Raw genomic sequence first — 23,924 nt, 5'->3', positions numbered from 1 at the left:
AACGAACGGCGTAAAAGGATTGGCAGTCTGCCAGCGTTCCGGGGTGAGCACTAGGTATAAGCGGTGCTTCAACTTTTAGTGCACGGCTTGAGATCCAGCCCTCACCCTAGCCCTCTCCCAGAGGGAGAGGGAACCGATTGGGGGATGCTCTGGATATCCAGTGACCGGAGACAGCGCCATGGAATCCATAATCGCCCGTTTTTTTCAGATCGACGAATATCTTGAAACACCGCGGTCAGTCCCCTCGCCCTCCGGGAGAGGGGACCGATCAAGGAATGGCGAAGAAATCCGGTGACCTGCCAGTGCTGTAGTGAATTCAGAATCGGCCGGATAGTTCAGGTCGATGGATATCTGAAAACACCGCGGTCAGTCCCCTCTCCCTCCGGGAGAGGGTTAGGGTGAGGGCAAATCTCAAGCGAACGCGTCGACCAGGTACCCCACCGAATCAAGTTATTTTTTCTTCAGGCAATCACTCATGAACGTCTTGCGCGCATCGCCGGTCAGGGCTTTGGTGGCGGCATCGGCGTTGCAGGTCTTCATTTTCTGCTGCTGCGGGGTCAGGGCCTTGGCATCGTTGGCCGCTGGCGCTGCCTTGAGGCAGGTGCTCATGAAGGTTTTGCGCTCATCGCCTTTCAGACTCTTGGCGGTCGCATCGGCATTGCAGGTGGTCATCTTGTTCTGTTGCGCCGTGGCGGCGAAACCCTGGGAACACAGGAGCAAACCAATCATCAACAACGGCACACGCAACATCTTCATGGAGTTTTCTCCTTGGCGCCGCACCGAGGGGGGCGGCCTCTGCTGGAGTGTAGCCAAATCCTGTTACACCTTCCTACCTTCCAGATGGCTGCGGCGATACTGCTCCGGCGTACACCCCGCCTGCCGGGCGAACATGGCAATGAATGCCGAGCCACTGCTGTAGCCGAGATCGAAGGCGATTTCCTGCACGCTACGCGAAGTTTCCAGCGCCTCGATCGCCGCGAGATAGCGCAGACGCTGGCGCCATTCGCCAAAACTCATCCCCAACTCCCGAACGAATTGCCGGGCCAGCGTGCGTTCGCTGACATGCACTTGCAGCGCCCAATGCGCCAGCGGCTGATTGTTGCCCGGTTCGGCCTGCAAGGTTTCGAGGATTGCCAGCAAACCCGGGCTGCTCGCGTAGGGCAGATAACACTCATGCACCGGTGCCTGCTGCAATTGATCGACCAACACTTGCGCCAGACGCTGGTCGGCATCGAGTTCGGGAATCTTCACGTCACGGGCGGCGAAGTCCTTGAGAATCGCCTTGAGAATATCGCTGATCGCCAGAGTACAGGCGCGTGTCGGCAGTTCGGCGCAGACCTTGGGGTCGAGGCACACCGCGCGATAGTTTACCGGTTGATGGCTGTAAAAACTGTGCTCGACCTGCGGCGGCACCCACACCGCGTATTGCGGCGGCGACATGAATCGGCTGCCGTCGACATCCATGTGCAGCACGCCATGTGCGGCATATTCCAGCGTGCCCCACGGATGGCGGTGCGGCGCGGCAAATTCATGGGCGTTGAAATCGGCGTAGCGGAAGTACACCGCCGATGGCAGTTCGCTGAAATCCAGCAGATCGATGTGTTTGCTGTTCATGCTGTCCGGTTTCAGAGGCAGGTTGTCCGGTTCGCAGTATAGGCTTGCATCCAGACAAGGGATAATTGCCCTTCATCAACGTACTGGTTTCGACTCATGCAATACGCGTTTCCGCTGCTGGCGATTTTTATCTGGGCCGGCAATACCGTGATCAACAAACTGGCGGTCGGGGCGATTTTCCCCGCCGAGATCGGTTTCTACCGCTGGCTGCTCGCCGGTTTGCTGTTCACCCCGTTCATGCTCAAAGCGGTGATCGCGCACTGGCCGCAGATCCGCCCGAACCTGGGCAAGATTTTCATCCTCGGCGTACTCGGCATGGCGGTCTATCAAAGCCTCGCCTACTTCGCCGCGACCCTGACTACCGCGACCAACATGGGCATCATCCTGTCCCTGATGCCGTTGATGTCGCTGGCCATGGCGATCATCAGCCTCGGGCAACGCCTGACCGCCGGTGCGCTGGTCGGTGCGGTTCTGTCGTTTGCCGGCGTATTGGTCGTGGTGTCGTCCGGCAGCCTCGGCGCGTTACTGCAACACGGCGTGAACATGGGTGATGCGATGATGCTGATCGCGACCCTGGCCTATGCGATCTACAGCACGCTGCTGAAAAAATGGCAGCTGCGCCTGCCGCCGCTGGTGCTGCTGTATTTGCAGGTGCTGGTGGCGATTGTCGTATTGTTTCCACTGTATGCCGCTTCGCCGAAGACCGGTTTGACCCTGCAGAACATTCCGCTGGTGTTGTATGCGTGTCTGTTGGCGTCGATGCTCGCGCCGCTGGCGTGGATGCAGGCGGTGCAGCGTCTGGGTCCGAGCCGCACGACGTTGTTCTTTAACTTGCTGCCGTTGATTACCGCGCTGATTGCGGCGGTGGTGTTGAAGGAGCAGTTGGCGATGTATCACCTGGTGGGCGGGTTGTTGACCTTGGGCGGGGTGATCCTTTCCGAGCGCTGGACCACCGTGTTGGGCCGCAAATTAAGCGTCGCCTGATCCGGCCTCTTCGCGAGCAGGCTCGCTCCCACATTGGATTGCATTTCAACTGAAGGAATGCGGTCATTTGTGGGAGCGAGCTTGCTCGCGAAGAACGATGACTAGGTCTTGCGATTAAACGCCGGCAGCCTCAAGCCGCGCCGCATGCTCGACAAACAGCCGCACCGGATCCGCGCCCTTGCCGACCAGCCCCAGCGACTGGTTAACAATGTCGAAGTGATCCAACGGATAGTCATCGCCAATCACCGTCCCAAGATGCGAGCTATACCGCCCGACCATCCCATCGCACTGCCCCGGTTCACGTACAAACGTTTTTGCAAACAAGCGACAGCTGCGATTGGTACCGTCAAACAAATTCCCGCCACGATCAGTCTTGCCCGGCTGCAACGTCCCTGACCATGAGTAATAACGCACGCCGTTAACCTCCTCCGGCCCGTGCCCACCCCAGGTTTCAGGCAAACCCTGTGGATAACGCTGGTTGAACAGCGCCACGCCCTCAGTGGTCAGCGATTGATGCGAGGCGTGGATATCCACTGGCAATTTCGGCCCGTGGTAACCGGTTTCCAGTAGCGCCATCAGCCAGCCGACAAACCGTAGCAACACCTCAAGCAGTCGGCCCTTGGCGCTGTCCGCCGGATAATTTTTTTCCAGATAATCGGCCAGCTCGGAACCATGATTCGGTCCGGCCACCGATGTCACCGAGGCCACCAGATCCGGTCGTTTCGCCGCCGCATAGCGCGCCGTCAGCGAGCCCTGACTGTGGCCGAACAGGTTGACCTTTTGCGCCCCGGTCTCACGCAAGATCTCATCGATCTGCACGAGCAATTGCTCACCGCGTACCTCTGTGGAGTTGAGCGGCGACACCTGCACCGCAATCACCGTCGCACCACCACGGCGCAGCGCCTTGATGATGCCGTACCAGTACGGATAGAGCACCAGCCGGATAAACCCGAGCATTCCGGGCACCAGCACCAATGGATAACGCGTCGACATGGGCAAACATCCTTGTGGTCGGTGAGTGGATGCAAGGCGTGCAAAACGCCCGCCAAGCATCCTCCCTGATGATGACAACTCAACGACCAGCCTACTTCAGGCCCACCACCCCCGCCACAATCAGCCCTACCGAAACCAGTTTGACCAGGGTCAGGCTCTCGCCGAGCAGGGCATAACCGAGGAACACCGTGCCCAGTGAGCCAATCGCCGTCCAGATCGGGTAGGCGATGCTCACCGGCAGTTCGCGCATCGCCAGTGTCAGGAAGTAGATCCCGCCGATTGCCGCGACCACGGTGATCAGTGAGGGCCAGAGCTGGGTGAAACCTTCGGCGTACTTCATGCCCATGGCGAAGGTCACTTCAAAGCCGGCGGCGATCAGCAAGAACAACCAGGCCATTTAGAACACCCGGGCGAGGTCGAGCAAACGCTGCTCGGCCTCGGCCACCGACACCGCGAAGGTGCGTTCGGCGGATTCTTCGCCCTCAGCCGCGACCACGCTGACGTCGTTGATACCGATGAAACCCAACGCCGCGCGCAACCATGGATCAGCGTGGTTCAAGGCTTCCAGTTCGCCTCCCGGACCGAACCCAAACCCGCCGCGACTGGTGACGATCAGCGCCTTCTTGCCCTGCAACAGCGGCGTGTATTGGGCGACGCCATTGTCCAGCGTGTGATCGAAGGTCAGGCCCAGGCGCACGATCTGATCGACCCAGGCCTTGAGGCCGCTGGGCACACTGAAGTTGTACATCGGCGTGGAAATCAGCAGCAGGTCGTGATCGAACAATTCACCGACCAGTTGATCACTCAGGGCCAGATCGGCCTGCATCGACAATGGACGCGCCTCAGGCTGTGGATGAAACGCGGCAGCGACAAAGGCTTCGTTGACCGCCGGAATCAGCGCCCGCCCGACCTCGCGGCGAGTCACTTGCGCCTGCGGATGACGCACCTGCCAGGCACTGAGAAAATGTTCCGCCAGACGCCGCGAGTGGGAACGGTCACCACGGGGGCTGGCATGAATCGCAAGAATTTTGCTCATCTGAAACTCCTTGAGGCTAGACTTTGATTGCTGTGTCGCTGCAGATTGCAGGCGTCACGCCTAAGCCTCAAATGAGCAAAAGTCAGTCTGGATGAATTGGTTTCATCCGTGGAGCTTTCAATGTTTGCCTCGTTGCCTCTCACCGCTCTGCGCGCTTTTGAATCGGCGTCACGCCTGCTCAGTTTCAAGGCTGCCGCCCAAGAACTGTCAGTCACGCCCACGGCGATTTCACATCAAGTCCGTTCGCTGGAAGACTGGCTCGGCGTCGCGTTGTTCGAGCGCCTGCCACGCCAGGTACGCCTGACCGAGGGCGGCGAACGCTTGTTTCGCAGCATGCACGGCGCATTGTTGGAAGTGGCGCAAAGCGTCGACACCCTGCGCCCGCAGCGCAACGCCAGCACGCTGACGCTATCGACCACCGCCGCCTTCGCCGCGCTGTGGCTGGTGCCGCGCCTCGGGCGGTTTTATGCCCAGCATCCGAACATCAACGTGCGCCTCGATACTCACTGTGAAGTCATCGATCTGCATCAGGACGCCAGTGTCGATCTGGTTTTGCGTTATAGCCTCGACGATTACCCGAACCTCTATGGTCTGTGCCTGTTCGATGAATCGTTCGGCGTTTACGGCTCGCCCGAGCAAGTGGCGCTGGCCGCGAGACGCACACCGACGTTGATCAGCGTGCGTTGGCATAACTCGAAACTGTATGCCCATGGCTGGGAAGCGTGGTGCGCCAAGGCTGGCGAAAACTGGTTGAACCCGCAGCCGGCGATCCGCGAATACGATGAAGAGCATTACGCCCTGCAAGCGGCAATCGCCGGGCAAGGACTGGTGCTGGCGAGCAATATTCTGGTGTCGGAGAGTGTCGCCAGCGGTTTGCTGGTGCCGCTCATGGGCCAGATTCAAGTTGATGGCGCCGGCTACAGCGCGTTGTGCGTGCCGGGGCGCGAGCGGCATCCACCGGTGCGGGCGTTTTTTGCCTGGTTGCGCGAGGAAGCAGTTTTGTCCGGGCTGGCGCCAAGATCGCAGCCTTCGGCAGCTCCTGCAGGGGTTGCGTAAACCAATAAAACTTTTTGCAACGCTCATGACTCACAGCTTAGGTAGCGACCGCGTCCGCAGAACGTGGCGCCCATCGGATTAGCCTCCAGGAGATCGAAATGAGCGACGACCTGCATCTGTCAGATGTTCAAACCTTGCGCGATCGTGCGCGCCAACACGTCGAAAACGGCGCCGTCACCGAGGGCTACAGCGCCGACCGTGAAGAGGTGCTGCGCTTGCTCAATGAATCGCTGGCCACTGAACTGGTCTGCGTGTTGCGCTACAAGCGCCACTACTTCATGGCCAATGGCGTCAAAGCCCATGTGGCCGCCGAAGAGTTTCTCGAGCACGCCACCCAGGAAGCCGAGCACGCCGACCGCCTCGCCGAGCGCATTGTGCAATTGGGCGGCGAGCCTGAATTCAACCCCGACCTGCTGTCGAAGATGTCCCACGCGCAATACGTGGCCGGTAACACCCTCAAAGAAATGGTCTACGAGGACCTCGTTGCCGAGCGGATCGCCATCGACAGCTATCGCGAGATCATCCAGTACATCGGCGAGAAAGACCCGACTACGCGGCGTATCTTCGAAGATATCCTGGCGCAGGAAGAAGAGCATGCCGATGACATGGCTGACATCCTGAACGACCTTTAACCCCTATCGCGAGCAGGCTCACTCCTACATTTGGAATGCGTTCCCATGTAGGAGTGAGCCTGCTCGCGATGGCGTCTTTATTAACGCTGAAGATTACTTGGTAGGTTTGACGGTAACCGGCGCCTTGCCCGCCTTCATCTGCTCCAGCAACGGCGCACACTGATTCGGCTCACCACCACTCGGCGCCACCAGCGCCAACAGCCCCGCCGCCGGCGCTGCGATCACGCCCAACGCCACCATCCCCGCCCCGCGCAACATCAGCGGCACAGCCTTCACGCCCGCGTCCGGCTTGATGAACTTGCCCCGCACATACAGCGGTGAACGCAGGGAAATCAACCGCCAGCCCTTGGATTCCGGGGTCACCGTCAGATCCAGTTGCTCGGTGGCCATGTTCGCCGTGCCGTCGATATAGATGATCGCGTTCTCGGTATCGAAGACAAACAGCTGCGTGGTTGCCAGACCGCTCTTGATGTCGAAGTCCGCTGCTGCGCAATTGATCTTCACTTCCTTGTCGCCAAAGATCTTGCCGACCACATAGTTGCCAACGTTGAGACCGGCCAGTTCCATCAGTTCGCGGCTGATCGCACCGTCGTTGATCAACATCTTCAATTTGCCGTTGGCACCGCCCAGCAGCTTGGCCACCGAGTTGCCGCGACCGCTGATATCGGCGTCGCCGTTGAGTTCACCGAAACTGGTCTTCATCGGCTCAAACGTCGGGAACAGCTCTTTCAGCTTGAAGCGGCGCGCGGTCAGTTTGGCCCGGCCTTCCAACGGCTCGGTGCGGCCGTTGAGGCGAATCTGTGCATCGAGATTGCCGCCAGCGACGCCGAAGCGCAGCGGCTCCAGGCTCAGTTCGCCGTCGTTGAGTTTCAGGTGGGTATAGAGGTCGTTGAACGGCAGCTTCTCGCTGTGGACGATGCGCTTGCCGGTGAACTCGACGTCGGCGTCCATTGCGCGCCAGCGGTCGGTCTTGAACTCCTCTACCGGCAGCACTTTATCGGCCGGCTGTTTGCTTTCGCCGCCACGAGCCTTTTGCTTGTCATTGGAGTCGGCGCCGATCAGCGGTGCGAGGTCAGCGAACAACAGTTGATTGGAGAGCAACGCGCCGCTGAGTTTTGGTCGTGGCTGGCTGGCGACATAGGTCAGGTCGCCATGGATATCACTGCTGCCGATCTTGCCGTTGAACTGCTCATAAGTGAATTTCGCCCCGGCCTCATCGTGCAGCTTGGCAATCAAATGGCCGTCGGTTGAGTACGGCGGCGTATCCGGCAGGGTCACGCCGGTCAGTGGATAAAGATTGCCGAGGCTGGCACCGGCGAGTTTCAGGCGCAGATCGAGGGCGCCGAGATTCAGCGGATCAGTCAGCGTGCCGGCCAGTTCGATGCGGGTGTCGCCGATCTTCGCCTGGGCCTGCAACGGGAAGGGTTTGCTTGAGTCCTGCAAGGCGAGCAGACCGCCGATCTTGCCCTGGCCGGTGAGGTTCTGGCCGTGATATTGGCCTTTGACCTTCAAGGCAAACGCATAATCCTGCGGTGAGCCGCCCTTGTCCTGCGCGGTCTTCGCCGCTTTGGCACCGACGATGTCGCTGTAGGGGATGGGTTTGCCCAGCGGATCAATCAGCACATCGAGATTGGTTTTGAGCGTCTGATCGTCAAGAGTGACGTGGCCCTTGTCGAAACCGATGGCGCCGATGTCGACCACCCAATTCGACGGCTCGGCGTTCGGATCTTTCGGGTCGAACTTGAACGTCCAGTTGGCGCGGCCATCGGCCAAGCGCTGCAACTCGGCATTGGGTTCGGTCAGGTCGATGCGCGGAATCACCACCCGTTGCGCCAACAGCGCCAATGGCGAGATACGCAGCTCAACGCGCTTGAGCGTGACCATCTGCGGCTTCTTCGACCAGTCAGGATTGCCCAGGCTCAGATCCTCAGCGACCACGTGCGGCCACGGCACCCACGCACGCCAGCCGCCCTCGTCGGGCTCGCGCTGCCAGATCACCGCGAGGTTGCCATTGATGGCAAACGGTCGGTGCAGTTCTTCCGAGACTTTGGCGTTGAGCGGTGGTTTGATCCGGTTCCAGTCGAAGAACACGATGATCAACACCAGCACGGCCAGTAGCAGCACGAGGATGGCGAAGGTCCAGCTGAAGATTTTTCCAGTGCGCGTCATGCACAAAGCTCCTGATCACGACCGCACGCAAAAACTGCGGCGCACGGCTGAAACGGCGGGCCAAAGCGGCCCTCATGAAATCTACGACTGGCAAACCAGCCGCAGGTTTAATCGAAAGGCCGATTAATACGCAAAAAGCCGCGCGAAATCTGACCAATCAGTCGAACAGTGTTACCGCGACCCGCACTTTTGCGAGGCGCGAGTGAGTCGGAAATACCCACCCCGGTGCAAAACCGTCGCCCGCAAAGGCGCGATCTAGAGCCTCCCGGCAGAACAATCAATTCTGTTGATTATTACCATTGCGTTTATGAACTTTTATATCGACTTATCGAGAGTAGCATTGCCCTCGTACCCACTTTATCGCCCTCCCAAGGAGCAACCCATCATGAAACGCCAATTACTGCTCAGCCTTACCCTGTCGATGCTAGCCAGCACTGCTTTTGCCCTGCCCGCTGCCGACCAGGCTACCCCGCAAGTGAAATCCAGCCACTCGGTATTCAGCCAAACCGTAGCCGCTGATGGTGGCGACCGCACTCCACAAGGTCAGACCCTGGCTGAAGGCGGCCGTGAACGTCTGGAAGAGAAAGGTCTGGTTCAGGACGGTTACGACAAGACTCCACAAGGTCAGACCCTGGCTTCCGACGGTAGCGATCGCACTCCACAAGGCCAGACCCTGGCTTCCGATGGCGGCGACCGCACTCCACAAGGTCAAACCCTGGCGTCCGATGGTAGCGACCGTACTCCACAAGGCCAAACCCTGGCGTCTGATGGCAGCGACCGCACTCCACAAGGTCAAACCCTTGCCGAAGGTGGTGGTGACCGTGTGATCGAACGCAACAGCAAATTGAGCTAAGCCCATGGCGGCCTCGAAAAAAAGCCCAATCACCGGATTGGGCTTTTGACTTTTCCGGCCCGATAAAATCTTTCGCTGCATGCCCTCCCGTTCGACGCCGACAAAGCCGATTTGCTAGAGTGCGGCGCTTGTCCTGCCAAAGAACACCTCCTGCGATGCTGCCCCGCGCCGAACAGAAGCAACAGACCCGCAACGCCTTGATGGACGCTGCCCGCCACCTTATGGAAAGCGGCCGAGGATTCGGCAGCCTGAGCCTGCGCGAAGTGACCAAAACCGCCGGGATCGTGCCCACCGGTTTCTACCGGCATTTTGCCGATATGGATGAGCTGGGCCTGGTGCTGGTCAGTGAAGTCGGCCAGACCTTCCGCGAAACCATCCGCTTGGTGCGGCACAACGAATTCGTCATGGGCGGCATTATTGATGCTTCGGTGCGGATCTTCCTCGACGTGGTCAGCGCCAATCGCTCGCAATTTCTGTTTCTTGCGCGCGAGCAATACGGCGGTTCGCTGCCGGTGCGTCAGGCAATCGGCCGGTTGCGCGAGAACATCAGCTCCGACCTGGCGGCCGACCTGACGATGATGCCCAAGCTGCAGCATCTGGACGCCGAGGGCCTGAGCGTAATCGCAGACCTGATCGTCAAATCGGTATTCGCCACCCTCCCCGATATCATCGACCCGCCCGCCGAAGCCTTGCCGGAACATCTGACGCCACAGGCGAAGATCACCCAGCAGTTGCGCTTTATCTTTATTGGCCTCAAGCACTGGCAAGGCCTAGGCAGTACCGAGTAACAACCTCTTCCTTACTGATACATCCGGTCCCCTGTAGGAGTGAGCCTGCTCGCGATAGCGGTCTATCAGTCAAATAGTTGCTGACTGACACACTGCCATCGCGAGCAGACTCACTCCTACAAAGGTGCGGCGCATCAGCCTCCATTTGGTGCATTAAAAATTCTTCACGCACCAAAACCTTCCATATTCCCGCAACATCTTGAAACATCCACTACGCTCCGACAGGGATTTCCTACATCTCGTCCGATTGGCAAGGCCCTTGCTCTAGCCAGAGTATTGTCCATAGCTGGAAGCTTTCCGATGCTGGTGATTCACCGCAGAATCGACCCTCAACCCGTCTGGGCCGCCGAGTTGCACCTGACCTTCGAAGCGCGGAGCAAAAGCCGTTTGCGCTGTTTCAGTGCCGAGGGCGAAGACGTCGGGTTGTTTTTGGAGCGCGGTCAGCCGCCGCTGTATGACGGCGAATGCCTACAAGCCGAAGACGGCCGCATTGTCCGCATCTGCGCCCGCCCCGAGCAATTGCTGCACGTCACCTGCGCCAATGCCTTCGAACTGACTCGCGCCGCTTATCACTTGGGCAATCGCCATGTCGCCCTGCAAATCGGCGATGGCTGGCTGCGCCTGCTCGACGACTACGTGCTCAAAGCAATGCTTGAACAACTCGGCGCACAGGTCGAAGCGATCGAAGCGCCATTCCAGCCAGAGCACGGCGCTTATGGCGGCGGCCATCACCATTCACGCCACGGCGACGAAGACTTCAACTACGCGCCGAAACTTCATCAGTTCGGCGTACGCCTGTGAATCCGGCCTGGGCGCTGCTGCGCCTGGCCAGTCCGCAATTGCCGATTGGCGGCTACAGCTATTCGCAAGGCCTGGAAATGGCGGTGGATAACGGCCGGGTGAAAAACCCGGACGACGCCCGCCGCTGGATCAGCGATCAGTTGCTGCTCAATCTGTCGCGTTTTGAAGCGCCGCTGTTGCTCGCGCATTGTCAGGCGGCGGCGGATGAAAACTGGAGCGAGTTGCTGATCCTCTGCGAAAGCCATCGCGCCAGCCGCGAGACCCGCGAGTTGCATCTGGAGAGCCGGCAGATGGGCTATTCGTTGCAGCAATTGCTCAACGGTTTGCCGGAACTCGACACACTGGCGCGCGACTTTCTCGATCAATGCACTGAACCGCATCTGGCCCTGTGCTGGGCGCTGGCCGCGCGTGCCTGGAGCATCAACCCGCAGGACGCGCTCGCCGCGTGGTTGTGGAGCTGGCTGGAAAACCAGCTCGCCGTATTGATGAAAACCCTGCCACTGGGCCAGCAAGCCGCCCAGCGCCTGACCAGCCAACTGCTGCCGCTGCTGCAACAGGCGCAGCAGGACGCAACCCGAATCAATCCCGAACACATGGGCAGTGCCGCGTTCGGCCTGTCCCTGGCGTGCATGGCCCACGAGCGCCAGTACAGCCGCCTCTTCCGTTCTTAGGAGAAACACTCGATGAACACACAACCTCTGCGCGTCGGCATCGGCGGCCCGGTCGGTTCCGGCAAAACCGCGTTGACCCTGGCCCTGTGCCTGGCCCTGCGCGAGCGCTACAACCTCGCCGTGGTCACCAACGATATCTACACCCGCGAAGACGCCGATTTTCTCGTGCGCAATGAAGCCCTCGCGCCCGAGCGGATCATCGGCGTGGAAACCGGTGGCTGCCCGCACACGGCGATCCGCGAGGACGCCTCGATCAACCTGGAAGCGGTTGATCAACTGAACCGGCGTTTTCCGGGGCTCGATCTGATTCTGGTGGAGTCCGGCGGTGACAACCTTTCGGCGACGTTCAGCCCGGAACTGTCCGACCTGACCATCTATGTGATCGACGTCTCGGCCGGCGACAAGCTGCCGCGCAAGGGCGGGCCGGGCATCTGCAAATCCGATCTGCTGGTGATCAACAAGATCGACCTCGCGCCGCTGGTGGGCGCCTCGCTGGAGATGATGGACAGCGATACCAAACGCATGCGCAACGGCAAGCCGTTCGTCTTCAGCAACCAGAAAACCGGTCAGGGCCTTGAGCAAATCATCGCCTTCATCGAACGCCAGGGCCTGCTGACCGCAGCCTGATTCACTGATCAACAAGGAAGCTTATCCATGACACTCAAACGTATTCTTGGCGCTGTGGCGCTGCTGCTGACGCCGGCGCTGGCCTTCGCGCATCCGGGGCATGGCGACAGTGGCTTGATCGCCGGCATCAGCCACCCGATCGGCGGCCTCGACCATTTGCTGGCGATGGTGGCAGTCGGTTTGTGGGCCGCGCAGCAGCAAGGCGCGGCGCGTTGGGCGCTGCCGTGCACGTTTGTCGGCACCATGCTGATTGGCGGCATGCTCGGTTTTGAAGGGCTGGAATTGCCGGCGCTGGAAAGCGGGATTGCTGCGTCGGTGCTGGCGTTGGGTCTGGCGGTAGCGCTGGCGGTGCGTCCGCCGTTGGTCATGGCGGTGGCGGCGACGGCGCTGTTTGCGTTGTTCCATGGTGTGGCGCATGGGCTGGAGTTGCCGGACATGAGCAGTCCGTGGGCGTATGCGGCGGGTTTCGTGGCCGCGACGGCTGCGCTGCATGCGGCGGGTTATGCCGTGGTGCGTTTCCTGCCTCGGGCGGCTGCGCCGTTGGTGCGCTTGGCCGGAGCGGCTTCGGCAGTGACTGGGGCCTGGTTGCTGGCCGGCTGATCTTTTAGCGCCTGCACTGGCCTCTTCGCGAGCAGGCTCGCTCCCACAGGTTTTGTGTACGCTGCAAATCCACTGTGGGAGCGAGCCTGCTCGCGAAGGGGGTCTGACAGACACCACATCGCTCAGGCCGGTCTCTCTGCTACCATGTCGCGCAATCGCCCCAGCCGTGACGACGTCCGCCCATGCCCCACGCTTCCCGCTCCACCTCCCTGCCCGAATTGACCGCCCTGTTCGGCGCTGTGCAGCAGCACTTCGTCAAAGTGATCGTGCCCCTCTGGCAAGGCCCGGGTTGGAACGCCGACATGGCGTTGCCCTATGAGGCGCTGGACGCCACGCATCAGCCGCTACCACCGCAGCGCTATCGGGCGATGGCCTGTGCGCGGCAGCTGTATCTGTTTTCCAGTCTGATCGGGGTTGTGGATAACGCTGAAGTCCGCGCCGCGGCCCTGTTCCGCTCGCTGCAACGGTACTTTCATGATGCCGAGCATGGCGGCTGGTTCTACAGCATCGATGCGCAGGGCAAGCCACTGGATCAACGCAAGGACCTCTACACCCACGCCTTCATCCTGTTTGCCTGCGCGCATTACTGGGAAAAGTCCGGCGATCCGTTGGCCGAGTCGACGCTGAACGCGGCGCTGGAAATCATTGGCCGGCGCTTTGCCACCGGCGATGGCTTGTACGAAGCCTGCCTGGAACGCGACTGGATCACCCTGCAAACCGGTCCGCTGCAGAATCCGTTGATGCATCTGGCCGAAGCGTTTCTGGCCACCCTGGCGGTTCGCGAAGATGCCCAGACGCAAAAGGCATTGCTGGAGTTATGCACAGCCATGCACAAGCAGTTCGTCGATCCGCAATATGGCGTGTTGATGGAAAAGCCGCTCGGCGCTGTGGATAACTGGTATGAGCCGGGGCATCAGTTCGAATGGTATTTCCTGCTGGAATCGTCGGCGTTGTTGCAGGGTTCGAAACTGCATGCGGCGCTGGATCGGGCGTTTGCGTTCACCGAGCAATACGGTGTGGTGCAGTCATCCGGCGCGGTGCGGGCGATGCTCGATCTGGAAACGAATGGACGCCCGCGCGACTCGACTCAGCGGATCTGGGCTCAGGCGGAATATCTGCGGGCGCTGACCTTGCGTCAGGGCAGTGAAGCGGTGGTGCTGTGCCAGTTGCAGGCGTTGCAGCAGCGGTTTCTGCATGCGGGTGGCTGGCATGAGTGTCGGGATGAGTTGGGCGAAGTGAGCCGTAAGGACATGCCTTCAACTACGCCTTATCACTTGGCGACTTGCTATAGCGGCCTGGCTGAATATCTTCGCTGATTTATAGATCGCTTTCGCGAGCAGGCTCGCTCCCACAGTTGATTTGCGCCGCTCACAAATAGTGTGTTCAACGCAATTCAATGTGGGAGCGAGCCTGCTCCGGGCGGCGATCCGACGAATGGCCGTTATGCGGTCGCTAGGCGATCCACTTCTTGTCCCCGGTAAAGCTGATGGTCAACCAGCGCGCCGCATCCGGCTTGCCCAGCTTCGCCGAAATATTCTCGCGCAACGCATCCAGCTGCCCGACATTGCTCAGCGCATAATCCGCCGGCAACACCACATGAATCTCGATAAACCGTGCCCGCCCGTGCTTCTGCACGTACGACACGTAATCGTCGAAGCCGTGTTCGGTTTTCGCCGCGTCCATCACCTGCCGGACCTGATCATCCAGCGTGTCCGGGGCGATCCCCAGCACATCGCGTAAGGCTGGGCCAAGGATCTTGAACGCCGGCGGCAACATGGTCAGGGCCAGCACGATCAGGATCAACGGGTCGACATACACCGCCCACTGGCCATAGCCCTGAGACTTGAGCAGCAGCGCCGCAAGGAAGCTGATCAACAGGCCTACGGACAGCATCGCGTCCACCAGCCAACTGATGTTGTCGAACTGGATCAGGCTGGATTTGAGCTTGCGGTTACGCTGCCGTACGTAGAAGAAGTAGGCGAACTCGACCACGGTAAACACCGCGGCATAAATGATCACCAGCCCCAACTCGATGTCGCGGCCACCGTTGATGATGCCGAACACGCCGTTGAGAAACGCGTAGATCGCGATCAACATCAGGAAGCTGCCTTCGATCAGCAGCACCATCGGCTCCAGATGCCAGAACCCGAACTGGAAACGGTGATTGCTTTGCTTGGCGATCAGCTTGGCAGTGATCAGCATCAGGACTTTGATGAACGTTGCGATCAGCGAGAAAAAACCATCGAACAGGATGGATTGCGAACCTGAAACAAAACCGGTGACGATCCCGGCAATCGCCACCGCCAACATCAGAATGGTCGATTGTTTGAGCAGTGCCTGCTCACCTCGGTTACTCACTTTGACTCCTCGAAAACCTTGAAAACCGCGGGGTGCGGTTGGGTTGTTGCGAGGGGAGTTTACCTTATCGCCCTGTTTTGGCCTTTTTGGCCTCTTCGCGAGCAGGCTCGCTCCCACTTTGAAATGCATTCCAATGTGGGAGCGAGCCTGCTCGCGAATGGCTTCAGCGCGGTCTTAAGCCTTGTTCCGCTCAATGGCAAAACCAGCCCAGGTCTGGCTCACCGGCATCAACTCGAGGCTGTTGATATTGATGTGCGCCGGCGCATTCATTACCCAGAAAATCGTCTCGGCGATGTCCTGTGGCTGGATCGGCTCGGCACCGGCGTAGGTCGCGTTGTAACGTTCCTGATCACCGGCGAAGCGCACCAGCGAGAACTCGCTTTCGCACAGCCCAGGCTCGATGTTGCTGACCCGCACACCGGTGCCCTGCAAGTCGCAACGCAGATTCAGCGAGAACTGTTTAACGAACGCTTTGGTCGCGCCATACACATGGCTGCCCGGATACGGATAGTTGCCGGCAATGGAGCCAAGGTTGACGATGCCAGCGCCACGGCCATGGGCGATCAGGCGCGGCAGCAGCAGGCGCGTGGCGTACATCAGGCCTTTGACGTTGGTGTCGACCATGGTGTCCCAATCGTCCAGATCGCATTTCGGCGCCGGGTCCACGCCCAGCGCTAAACCTGCGTTGTTGATCAGCCCGCGAAGCTTTGCGAACGACGGCGGCAAATTGGCAATCGCCTCTTCCATCGCCTGGCGATCGCGCACATCGAGGACCAGACCGTGCACTTCAGTCTGCTTCGACAATTCAGCACACAGCGCATTCAGGCGTTCTTCACGACGGCCGGTCAGCACCAGTTTCCAGCCAGCCTCGGCAAAACGGCGGGCACAGGCTTCACCAAATCCGGACGTCGCGCCGGTGATAAACAGGGTGTTGGACATCGTGTTCTCCTTGCTTCGGCCGCCGGGGCAGCCCTTGGAATAGAAAATCAGCAGGCAGCATGCCCGCCCGCGCATTCACGGGCAACACCCACAAGCTGTACAAAAAACGACCAACCGCACCAACGCCATAGCCACCGTGGCCTGTAGCCATGTGCACGCATGTTATCCACAGTCCCTTCCACAGTTTCCGGGGGCAAGTGCAAACGCGCAAAGCCGCGCCACACAAGGCTTTGCGGGCGAAATAGAAAGTTTTTTGCTTGACCCTGAAGCCGCGGATGTGCGGGAGATGGCATTTTGCACGACTGACGCGTCAACGCAGTGATTGCGCGAGGCCAGTAATTACGGCCCTCAGCGCAGTCTTTCCAGAGTTTAATCACAGACTTATCCACAGGCTTGTTCACACGGAATCGCTGCTATCCGCGACGCTATAAAAAGGTTGACAACAACGACTTCAAGCCCCGCAAAAACGCTTGATCAAAAAACAACCACACACTTGCAGGCCACGGTTTACATGGCGCGCAGCCAGATACACCCACGTTATTCACAGCCAGCTCCACAGCAAACGGGGACAAGTCAAAACTGTGGAAAAACAGCCATTTGCAGCGTCTATATGTCGCGCTTTGGCAGCTATGGGAATTTGTTTTCCACAATTCTGAAATCCGGCGCAGATCAACTGTAGGAGTGAGCCTGCTCGCGATAGCGGTATATCAGTCACCGGTGATGGCGAATGGGAAACCGCGATCGCGAGCAGGCTCACTCCTACAGGGGTTTGCGGTGAATTTGGGATATAAAAAAGCCCCGGAACTCGCGTCGCCGGGGCTGTGCAAAACGTCGAGGAATCAGTGCCCGCCCAGATAGGCGTTACGCACCTCCTCGTTCACCAACAGCTCTTTACCCGTACCGGTCAGGCGAATCTCGCCGTTGACCATCACATATGCGCGGTCAGACAGTTTCAGTGCATGGTTGGCGTTCTGCTCTACTAGAAAAATGGTCATGCCGGTTTTTGCCAGTTCGCGCAGTGTCGCAAAGATCTGCTTCACCACAATCGGCGCCAACCCGAGGCTAGGCTCATCGAGCAGCAACAACTTCGGCCGACTCATCAAGGCCCGGGCAATGGCAAGCATTTGCTGCTCACCGCCAGACATGGTCATCGCTCGCTGCGTGCGCCGCTCTTCAAGCCGTGGGAACAGCTCGAACATGCGCTGCATGTCCTCTTTGGCGTACTTGTCACCAATCGGGATGGTGCCCATCAGCAGGTTTTCCTCGACGGTCATGTCGGGGAACACCCGCCGTCCTTCCGGCGACTGCGCAATGCCGTTGGAAGCGATGTAATGCGAGGACTTGTGGGTAATGTCGACGCCTTGATAGAGGATCTGCCCGCCCGCCGCCCGTGGCTGACCGAAGATCGACATCAGCAACGTCGATTTGCCGGCGCCGTTGGAGCCGATCAGGCTGACGGTTTCCCCTTCATTGATCTGCAGCGAAACACCTTTGAGCGCCTGGATCGGTCCGTAGAACACGTCGAGGTCTTTGAGTTCGAGGATCGGTTGGGTCATACCAGTTCCTCTTCATCGGCGCCCAAGTAGGCGGCGATCACTTTCGGGTCATTACGGATGGCTTCAGGCCCGCCCTCAGCGATGACGATGCCGTGGTCCAGCACCACAATGTGGTCGGAAATGCTCATAACCATGCCCATGTCGTGTTCGATCAGCACCACGGTCAGATCGTGCTCGTCGCGCAGCAGCCGGATCATCGCGCTCAGCGCTTCGGTTTCCTGAGGGTTGAGGCCGGCGGCCGGTTCGTCGAGGCAGATGATCTGCGGCCGCGTGCACATGGCCCGGGCGATCTCCAGACGGCGTTGTTGGCCGTACGAGAGCTCACCGGCGAGACGGTTGGCGCAGTCCACCAGATCGACCACTTCCAGCCAGTAGAACGCGACATCCAGCGCGTCGCTCTCCGCCTTGCGGTAGCCCTTGGTGTTGAGGATGCCGGCGAGCATGTTGCGGTTGACCCACATGTGCTGGGCCACCAGCAGATTTTCCAGCACCGACATTTCCTTGAACAGGCGAATGTTCTGGAATGTCCGCGCCAGGCCTGCACGGTTCACCAGGTGCGTACCGCCGAACATCTTGTAGTACAGACGACTGAGGAATGACTTCGGCGAGACGAAGTCAGTCGGTTTGAACGACTCGCCCAACAACTGGATGACATTGGTCTGCTGGCCGCGCACGTTGAGTTCGATCTTGCCACCCGAGGCCTTGTAGAACCCGGTCAGGCAGTTGAACACCGTGGTCTTGCCGGCGCCGTTGGGGCCGATCAGGGCGAAGATCGAGTTGCGTTTGACCTTCAGGCTGACATCGCTCAAGGCCTTGATGCCACCGAAATGCATCATCAGTTTTTCAACAGAGAGTACGACTTCACTCATGGCGCAGTCCTCTCATAGTGAATGGCACCTTTGCGTGGAGTGACCCCGGTTCGGCTGATGCGAATCAGCCCGCGTGGTCGCCAGATCATCATCAAGACCATCAGGATGCCGAACAGCAGTACGCGATATTCGGCGAAGCCGCGCAGCAATTCCGGGGCGACGGTCAACACAAACGCGGCGATTACCACACCGATGGTCGAGCCCATGCCGCCGAGCACGACGATGGCGAGGATCAGCGCCGATTCGAAAAAGGTGAACGAGGTCGGGTTGACGAAGCCTTGGTAGGTGGCGAAGAACACCCCGGCGAGACCGGCTGTCGATGCACCGATGGTGAACGCCGAGAGCTTCACCAGTACGTGGTTGAGGCCCATCGAGCGGCAGGCGATTTCATCTTCACGCAGAGCTTCCCAGGCGCGGCCGACCGGCATCTTCACCAGACGATGCTTGATGTACAGCACGGCCAGCACCACGAGGAACAACACCGCGTAGATGAAGTAATACTTCACGTCCGGGTTGTAGGCGATGCCGAAGAACTCGTGGAACGGCACCCCGCCATCCTTCGCCCGTTTGCCGAACTCCAGACCGAAGAACGTCGGCAGCGGTGCCGGCATGCCGTTCGGGCCGCCCGTCAGCGACAACCAGTTGTTGAGGATCAGGCGAATGATTTCACCGAAGCCCAGCGTCACGATCGCCAGATAGTCGCCATGCAGGCGCAGCACCGGAAAACCGAGGATGCAACCGGCCAGCCCGGCAGTGATCGCCGCCAGCGGCAATACCGTCCAGAAACCCAGGCCGAGGTACTGATAACCGAGCGCCAGACCGTAGGCGCCGATGGCATAAAACGCCACGTAACCGAGGTCGAGCAGACCGGCCAGACCGACCACGATATTCAGTCCAAGCCCCAGCAGCACATAGATCAACCCGAGGATGACCACGCCCAGCAGGTAAGAGTTGGAGACAAACGGCACGATAACGGCCAGCACAATCAGCAGCGGGATGATCCAGCGCAGGCGTGATTTGTGATCGGCCGGCAGCACATGCACACCGGAACCGGTGCTCTCGAATCCGTCGAGAATTTTCAGGCCCTTGGGCGTTTGCAGGAACAGGCTGAGGGCAAAACGGCCAATCATGACAATGCCGATGATCCAGGCCACGCGGGTCGGTTCGAGGTTGAAGCTGTAACCCTCGAGCACAACGCCGACAATCGGCCCGAAAACAATCAGGGCAATCAGGCCGGCAAGAATCGCCTCAACCAGGCTTTTTTTGATATCGATGGATTTTTGAGTGGTTGAAGACATCGCTTACACCTTCGACACAAGAGGACGGCCCAACAGGCCCTGCGGCCGGAAGACCAGAACAAGTACGAGCAGCGAGAAGCTGAACACGTCTTTGTAGTCGGAGTTGACCAGACCGGAGAACAGCGACTCGGAAATGCCGAGGATGATCCCGCCCAGCATCGCGCCCGGCAGCGAACCAATCCCGCCGAGTACCGCAGCAGTAAAGGCTTTGATGCCGATGACGAAGCCGGCATAGAAATCGAACGTGCCGTAGTTCATGGTGATCAGCACGCCGGCCAATGCCGCCATGGCTGCACCGATGATGAACACGTAGGAGATAACGCGGTCGGTGTTGATCCCCAGAATCGAGGCCATTTTGCGGTCTTGCTGGGTGGCACGGCACATGCGGCCGAGCTTGGTGTACTTGATGACGTAGGTCAGCAGCCCCATGCCGACGAACGCGGCCACCAGGATGAAGATCTTGGTGTAGGTGAGCTGAACGAAGCCAGTGCCGATATCGACGCGCCAGGCGCCGGTGAGCAGCGTCGGAACACCCTGTTGGCGGGCGCCCTGGCTGATCTGGGCATAGTTTTGCAGGATCAGGGAAATACCGATGGCGCTGATCAGCGGTGCCAGTCGGGTGGAGTTGCGCAGGGGTTTGTAAGCGACTCGTTCAATGACCCAGCCATACACCGCCGTGACGACGATGGTGAAGATCAGAGTGCCGAGCATCAGCAGCGGGAAGGATTCGATACCGAAGTACGCCAGCAGAGCCAGACTGATTGCCGCCAGGTAAGCGGAAATCATGTAAACCTCGCCGTGGGCGAAGTTGATCATGCCGATGATGCCGTAGACCATTGTGTAGCCGATGGCGATCAGGCCATAGACCGACCCGAGGGTCAGGCCGTTGACCAGTTGCTGCAGGAAAATACCATCCATAACGCAATCTCACGCAGTGAGAACCTGCACACCGGTGATGTGCGGTTCTTCTAGGAAAAATACAGATTTACGTCGTAGCAATGTCAGCCACGATCAGCACATCCCACATCGTCCCTGTAGGAGTGAGCCTGCTCGCGATAGCGGTGGAACATTCAACACATGTGTTGGCCGTCATTCCGTCTTCGCGAGCAGGCTCGCTCCCACATTGGATCGGTGGGGATCAGCTGATCGTGTCAGCCCTTACTTCTGTTTTTCCAGCTGGTGATATTTGCCAGTCGCGTCCCACTGGTACACCACGTAGTCGGAGACTTTCAGGTCGCCCTTCTTGTCCCAGGCTTTCTCGCCCATGACGGTTTTCACCGGATTGGCTTTCAGCCACTCGGCGGCTTTCTCGCCACTGTTGGACTTGGCGCCATTGAAGGCGGCTGCCAGGGTCTGAACCGAGGCGTAGGCGTACAGGGTGTAGCCTTCTGGTTCGGTGCCGGCCTTGCGGAAGGCATCGACGACGGTTTTACTTTCCGGCAGCAGACGCGGGTCGGCGCCGAAGGTCATCAGCACGCCGTCGACGTATTGCGGGCCGCCAGCGGTGGTCACCAGTTCGTCAGTCACGATGCCGTCGTCAGACATGAACTTCACGTCTTTCAGGCCTTCAGTACGCAGTTGTTTGACCAGTGGACCGGCTTCCGGGTGCAGACCGCCGAAGTAGACGACATCGGCGCCAGCCGCGCGGATCTTGGTGACCACGGCGCTGAAGTCTTTCTCGCCACGGGTCAGGCCTTCGTACAGCACCGGTTTCACACCACGCTTCTCAAGCTGTGCCTTGGTGGCATCCGCCAGGCCTTGGCCGTAGGTGTCCTTGTCGTGCAGCACGGCAACCTTTTTGCCCTTGAGCACGTCGACAATGTAGTCGCCGGCGACGATGCCTTGCTGGTCGTCACGCCCGCACATACGGAACATGGCGCTGAGGCCACGCTCGGTCACTTGCGGGTTGGTGGAGCCCGGAGTGATCGCGATCACACCGGCTTCGTCGTAGATTTCCGAGGCTGGAATGGTCGAAGAAGAGCAGAAGTGACCGACCACGCCAGCGACCTTCTGGTTGACCAGGTCCTTGGCGACCGTCACGGCCTGCTTCGGTTCGCAGGCGTCATCGCCTTTGACCAGAACGATTTTCTCCCCGTTGACGCCACCTGCCGCGTTGACCGCGTCAGCCGCTGCCTGTGCACCCTTCATGTACTGCTCGCCAAATGCCGCGTTGGCGCCCGTCATTGGACCCGCTACACCGATTTTCACATCAGCTTGAGCAAACGCAGAAACACCCAACGCAGTAGCCACTGCGAGGGCCAGAAAGCCTTTCTTGTAAAACGTCTGGGACATGAGGTGGTGCTCCAAGGTTTTTTTTAGTTGGCACTGCGACTTCACTTCACTGAATGCTCTGAGCAAGGGCCGTGCCATCGGTTTTTTATTCTTCAAAAAGTCGCTGCTTTCTTGTTATTTCGACTGTTTCGTTCCCATTTTCATTGGGCGTGCAACCGTCTAAACCGCGGAAGGTGAAACCATTTATTTTTTCAGGCGCAACCCGCACGCGCCATCATTGCAACCGCGGCGCCAAACGACGTGCAACCAGCCTGTAACAGCCCGCGTCACCGAACTGCACACTGCTGGTGCGGGACTGCTACAACCCGCACCATTACAGGCTAGTCGCTGCATCGAAAAGCGCCGCTTCCGGCAACATATTTCAACACTCAAATGACGATGCGCAGGCACTGGCCCGCGTGATACAGCGAGAACCCGGCCTCGTACAGGCAACTGCGCAAGCCCACACCCGCCAAGGGCTGCATCGGTGCAAAGGGAATCGGCAAAGCTTGAGGGTCGCCGTTACACAGATAGTCGGCGAAGGCTTTGCCGACCACGGTGCCAGTGGTGACGCCCCGGCCGTTATAACCGGTGACGGCCACCAGTCCCGGCGCAGGCTCGAACAGGCGCATCAGGTGATCAGGCGTGAACGCGATGCGCCCGGTCCAGGTGCATTCCCACTCGACCGGTTTCAGATTGGGGAAGTAATGCTGCTGCACGCGGTCGGCCCAGGCCTTGAGAAACCAGGTCGGTTTCTGGTTGCCATTGCCGAGGCTGCCGAGCAATAACCGCCCTTCTTTGTCACGGCGGATGCTGCTCAAGACTTGGCGGGTATCCCACGAGCCCTGCCCGCCCGGGAGAATTTCCTGCGCGGCGTCCTCGGTCAGCGGCACCGAAGCGACCTGATAGTAGTAACCGGGGAAGAAGTTGCGCTTGAGTTCGGTCCAGTCGCCTTCGGTGTAGGCGTTGGAGGCGATGACCACTTGCTCGGCCAGCACTGAACCGCGTTCGGTCTGCACTGACCAGTTCGCGCCCTGACGCTCAAGGCGAGTGACCGGCGAATGATCGAACATTTGCCCGCCGAGACCACTCACCGCGTTGGCCAGCCCGGTGACATAAGCCATCGGGTTGAGCGTGCCGGCGCGACGATCGAGCAATGCTGCGGCAATTTTTTGCGTGCCGGTAGCTTGCTCGCAGGCCTTGCCGGTCAGCAGTTCAACCGGTGCGCCGCGACGTTTCCATTGTTGCTCGCGGCTGCGCAAATCCGCCTCGCCCTTGGCGTTGTGCGCCATGTGCAACGTGCCTTCGCGGCGCAACTGGCAATCGATGTTGTACTTGTCCACCAGGCTGAACACCAGCGCCGGTGCGGCCCCGAGCATGCGGTTGAGCTGGCTGCCAACCGCCTCGCCGAAACCGGCCTCGATCTCGTCCGGCGGGATCCACATGCCGGCATTGACCAGCCCGACGTTGCGCCCCGAACCGCCGTGACCGGCGCGATGCGCTTCCAGCACGCAGACGCTTTTGCCTTTTTCCAACAGATGCAGCGCCGCCGACAAACCGGTGAACCCGGCGCCGATCACGCAGACATCGACGTTGACTTCGCCCTTGAGCGCGGTGTTATCCGGCCTTTGCGGCGTGAGTTTTTCCCACAGACATTCTTCGCGTAACGGCATTGCCAGACTCCAACAGAAACCTGCCAAACACAGTGCTGATCCTGTGGGAGCGAGCCTGCTCCGGGCGGCGTTCCGACGAAAGGGGCGTATCAGCCAACATCAATGTCGACTGACCCACCGTATTCGCGAGCAGGCT

Annotated in this window: 24 protein-coding genes; 10 read left to right on the top strand and 14 right to left on the bottom strand. The window is 59.6% G+C overall.

The window, feature by feature from the left end:
- Positions 1-450: 450 nt before the first annotated feature.
- Both VY732_RS02915 and VY732_RS02910 read right to left on the bottom strand, forming a co-directional pair.
- The gene (locus VY732_RS02915) at positions 451-756 is read right to left on the bottom strand and encodes a PsiF family protein (protein WP_077570711.1); all 306 of its coding nucleotides are present in this window, start codon (positions 754-756) and stop codon (positions 451-453) included.
- 63 nt (positions 757-819) lie between these two features.
- Entirely contained in the window at positions 820-1,614 is a 795-nt protein-coding gene (locus tag VY732_RS02910; RefSeq protein WP_331694044.1) for an AraC family transcriptional regulator, read from the bottom strand.
- A gap of 96 nt (positions 1,615-1,710) precedes the next feature.
- On the opposite strand from VY732_RS02910, the gene VY732_RS02905 reads away from it, so the two are divergent.
- Positions 1,711-2,598, top strand: a complete 888-nt coding sequence (locus VY732_RS02905) for a DMT family transporter (protein ID WP_034151603.1) — start codon at positions 1,711-1,713, stop codon at positions 2,596-2,598.
- A gap of 114 nt (positions 2,599-2,712) precedes the next feature.
- Here the strand turns inward: VY732_RS02905 and VY732_RS02900 are convergent, their stop codons facing one another.
- The 3 genes from VY732_RS02900 to VY732_RS02890 form a co-directional block, all read right to left on the bottom strand.
- Positions 2,713-3,591 carry an esterase/lipase family protein gene (locus tag VY732_RS02900; protein ID WP_137217663.1) on the bottom strand — a complete coding sequence of 293 codons (879 nt, stop codon included), beginning with the start codon at positions 3,589-3,591 and terminating at the stop codon, positions 2,713-2,715.
- A gap of 91 nt (positions 3,592-3,682) precedes the next feature.
- On the bottom strand, positions 3,683-3,988 hold the full coding sequence (locus VY732_RS02895) for a DMT family transporter (protein ID WP_331694042.1): 306 nt from the start codon (positions 3,986-3,988) through the stop codon (positions 3,683-3,685).
- Positions 3,989-4,627: an FMN-dependent NADH-azoreductase gene (locus tag VY732_RS02890; RefSeq protein WP_331694041.1), complete on the bottom strand. Its 639-nt coding sequence runs from the start codon at positions 4,625-4,627 to the stop codon at positions 3,989-3,991. It abuts the gene before it with no gap.
- Positions 4,628-4,735: 108 nt separating this feature from the next.
- Between VY732_RS02890 and VY732_RS02885 the strand changes: the two genes are divergently transcribed.
- Positions 4,736-5,683, top strand: coding sequence for a LysR substrate-binding domain-containing protein (locus tag VY732_RS02885; protein WP_331694039.1), 948 nt, complete (start codon positions 4,736-4,738; stop codon positions 5,681-5,683).
- A gap of 98 nt (positions 5,684-5,781) precedes the next feature.
- Complete coding sequence (locus VY732_RS02880) at positions 5,782-6,315, top strand: ferritin-like domain-containing protein (protein WP_007915920.1); 534 nt, start codon at positions 5,782-5,784, stop codon at positions 6,313-6,315.
- 93 nt (positions 6,316-6,408) lie between these two features.
- Here VY732_RS02880 and VY732_RS02875 read toward each other — a convergent pair whose 3' ends face one another.
- Positions 6,409-8,484: an AsmA family protein gene (locus VY732_RS02875; protein ID WP_331694038.1), complete on the bottom strand. Its 2,076-nt coding sequence runs from the start codon at positions 8,482-8,484 to the stop codon at positions 6,409-6,411.
- Between the two features lie 385 nt (positions 8,485-8,869).
- On the opposite strand from VY732_RS02875, the gene VY732_RS02870 reads away from it, so the two are divergent.
- The 7 genes from VY732_RS02870 to VY732_RS02840 all read left to right on the top strand — a co-directional run bounded on the left by VY732_RS02870 (position 8,870) and on the right by VY732_RS02840 (position 14,140).
- The gene (locus tag VY732_RS02870; protein WP_116031822.1) at positions 8,870-9,337 is read left to right on the top strand and encodes a hypothetical protein; all 468 of its coding nucleotides are present in this window, start codon (positions 8,870-8,872) and stop codon (positions 9,335-9,337) included.
- A 155-nt stretch (positions 9,338-9,492) separates the two neighbouring features.
- Positions 9,493-10,125: a TetR family transcriptional regulator gene (locus VY732_RS02865; RefSeq protein WP_331694037.1), complete on the top strand. Its 633-nt coding sequence runs from the start codon at positions 9,493-9,495 to the stop codon at positions 10,123-10,125.
- A gap of 300 nt (positions 10,126-10,425) precedes the next feature.
- On the top strand, positions 10,426-10,926 hold the full coding sequence (ureE, locus tag VY732_RS02860; protein WP_212620500.1) for an urease accessory protein UreE: 501 nt from the start codon (positions 10,426-10,428) through the stop codon (positions 10,924-10,926).
- Complete coding sequence (locus VY732_RS02855; protein WP_331694035.1) at positions 10,923-11,597, top strand: urease accessory protein UreF; 675 nt, start codon at positions 10,923-10,925, stop codon at positions 11,595-11,597. The genes ureE and VY732_RS02855 overlap by 4 nt, the downstream gene beginning before the upstream one ends.
- Positions 11,598-11,609: 12 nt before the next feature.
- Positions 11,610-12,224 (top strand): urease accessory protein UreG, encoded by a 615-nt coding sequence (gene ureG / locus VY732_RS02850; protein WP_007915910.1) that lies wholly within the window; start codon positions 11,610-11,612, stop codon positions 12,222-12,224.
- A gap of 27 nt (positions 12,225-12,251) precedes the next feature.
- Positions 12,252-12,824, top strand: a complete 573-nt coding sequence (locus tag VY732_RS02845) for a HupE/UreJ family protein (protein WP_123593065.1) — start codon at positions 12,252-12,254, stop codon at positions 12,822-12,824.
- 182 nt (positions 12,825-13,006) lie between these two features.
- Positions 13,007-14,140 (top strand): AGE family epimerase/isomerase, encoded by a 1,134-nt coding sequence (locus VY732_RS02840; RefSeq protein WP_331694033.1) that lies wholly within the window; start codon positions 13,007-13,009, stop codon positions 14,138-14,140.
- Positions 14,141-14,276: 136 nt separating this feature from the next.
- Here the strand turns inward: VY732_RS02840 and VY732_RS02835 are convergent, their stop codons facing one another.
- The 8 genes from VY732_RS02835 to amaA form a co-directional block, all read right to left on the bottom strand.
- Entirely contained in the window at positions 14,277-15,182 is a 906-nt protein-coding gene (locus VY732_RS02835; protein ID WP_077570685.1) for a cation diffusion facilitator family transporter, read from the bottom strand.
- Positions 15,183-15,356: 174 nt separating this feature from the next.
- Positions 15,357-16,121, bottom strand: a complete 765-nt coding sequence (locus tag VY732_RS02830; RefSeq protein WP_077570683.1) for an SDR family oxidoreductase — start codon at positions 16,119-16,121, stop codon at positions 15,357-15,359.
- 839 nt (positions 16,122-16,960) lie between these two features.
- A complete protein-coding gene (locus tag VY732_RS02825) occupies positions 16,961-17,677 on the bottom strand; it encodes an ABC transporter ATP-binding protein (protein WP_007950655.1) in 717 nt (238 codons plus the stop codon).
- Complete coding sequence (locus tag VY732_RS02820) at positions 17,674-18,546, bottom strand: ABC transporter ATP-binding protein (RefSeq protein WP_034151617.1); 873 nt, start codon at positions 18,544-18,546, stop codon at positions 17,674-17,676. The genes VY732_RS02825 and VY732_RS02820 overlap by 4 nt, the downstream gene beginning before the upstream one ends.
- Positions 18,543-19,844 (bottom strand): high-affinity branched-chain amino acid ABC transporter permease LivM, encoded by a 1,302-nt coding sequence (gene livM, locus VY732_RS02815; protein WP_034151618.1) that lies wholly within the window; start codon positions 19,842-19,844, stop codon positions 18,543-18,545. Before livM ends, VY732_RS02820 begins: the two co-directional genes overlap by 4 nt.
- 3 nt (positions 19,845-19,847) lie before the next feature.
- The gene (locus VY732_RS02810; RefSeq protein ID WP_008078282.1) at positions 19,848-20,762 is read right to left on the bottom strand and encodes an ABC transporter permease subunit; all 915 of its coding nucleotides are present in this window, start codon (positions 20,760-20,762) and stop codon (positions 19,848-19,850) included.
- A 240-nt stretch (positions 20,763-21,002) separates the two neighbouring features.
- Positions 21,003-22,136, bottom strand: coding sequence for an ABC transporter substrate-binding protein (locus tag VY732_RS02805; protein WP_064117213.1), 1,134 nt, complete (start codon positions 22,134-22,136; stop codon positions 21,003-21,005).
- Between the two features lie 368 nt (positions 22,137-22,504).
- Positions 22,505-23,788, bottom strand: a complete 1,284-nt coding sequence (amaA, locus tag VY732_RS02800; protein ID WP_331694029.1) for an L-pipecolate oxidase — start codon at positions 23,786-23,788, stop codon at positions 22,505-22,507.
- Positions 23,789-23,924 lie beyond the last annotated feature (136 nt).

The sequence above is a fragment of the Pseudomonas sp. ZY71 genome (assembly GCF_036542145.1).
In the GTDB taxonomy this organism is placed as follows: Bacteria; Pseudomonadota; Gammaproteobacteria; order Pseudomonadales; family Pseudomonadaceae; genus Aquipseudomonas; species Aquipseudomonas koreensis_A.
Note: the sequence above shows the minus strand (reverse complement) of the source record. Positions and strands in the feature narration are given on the sequence as shown.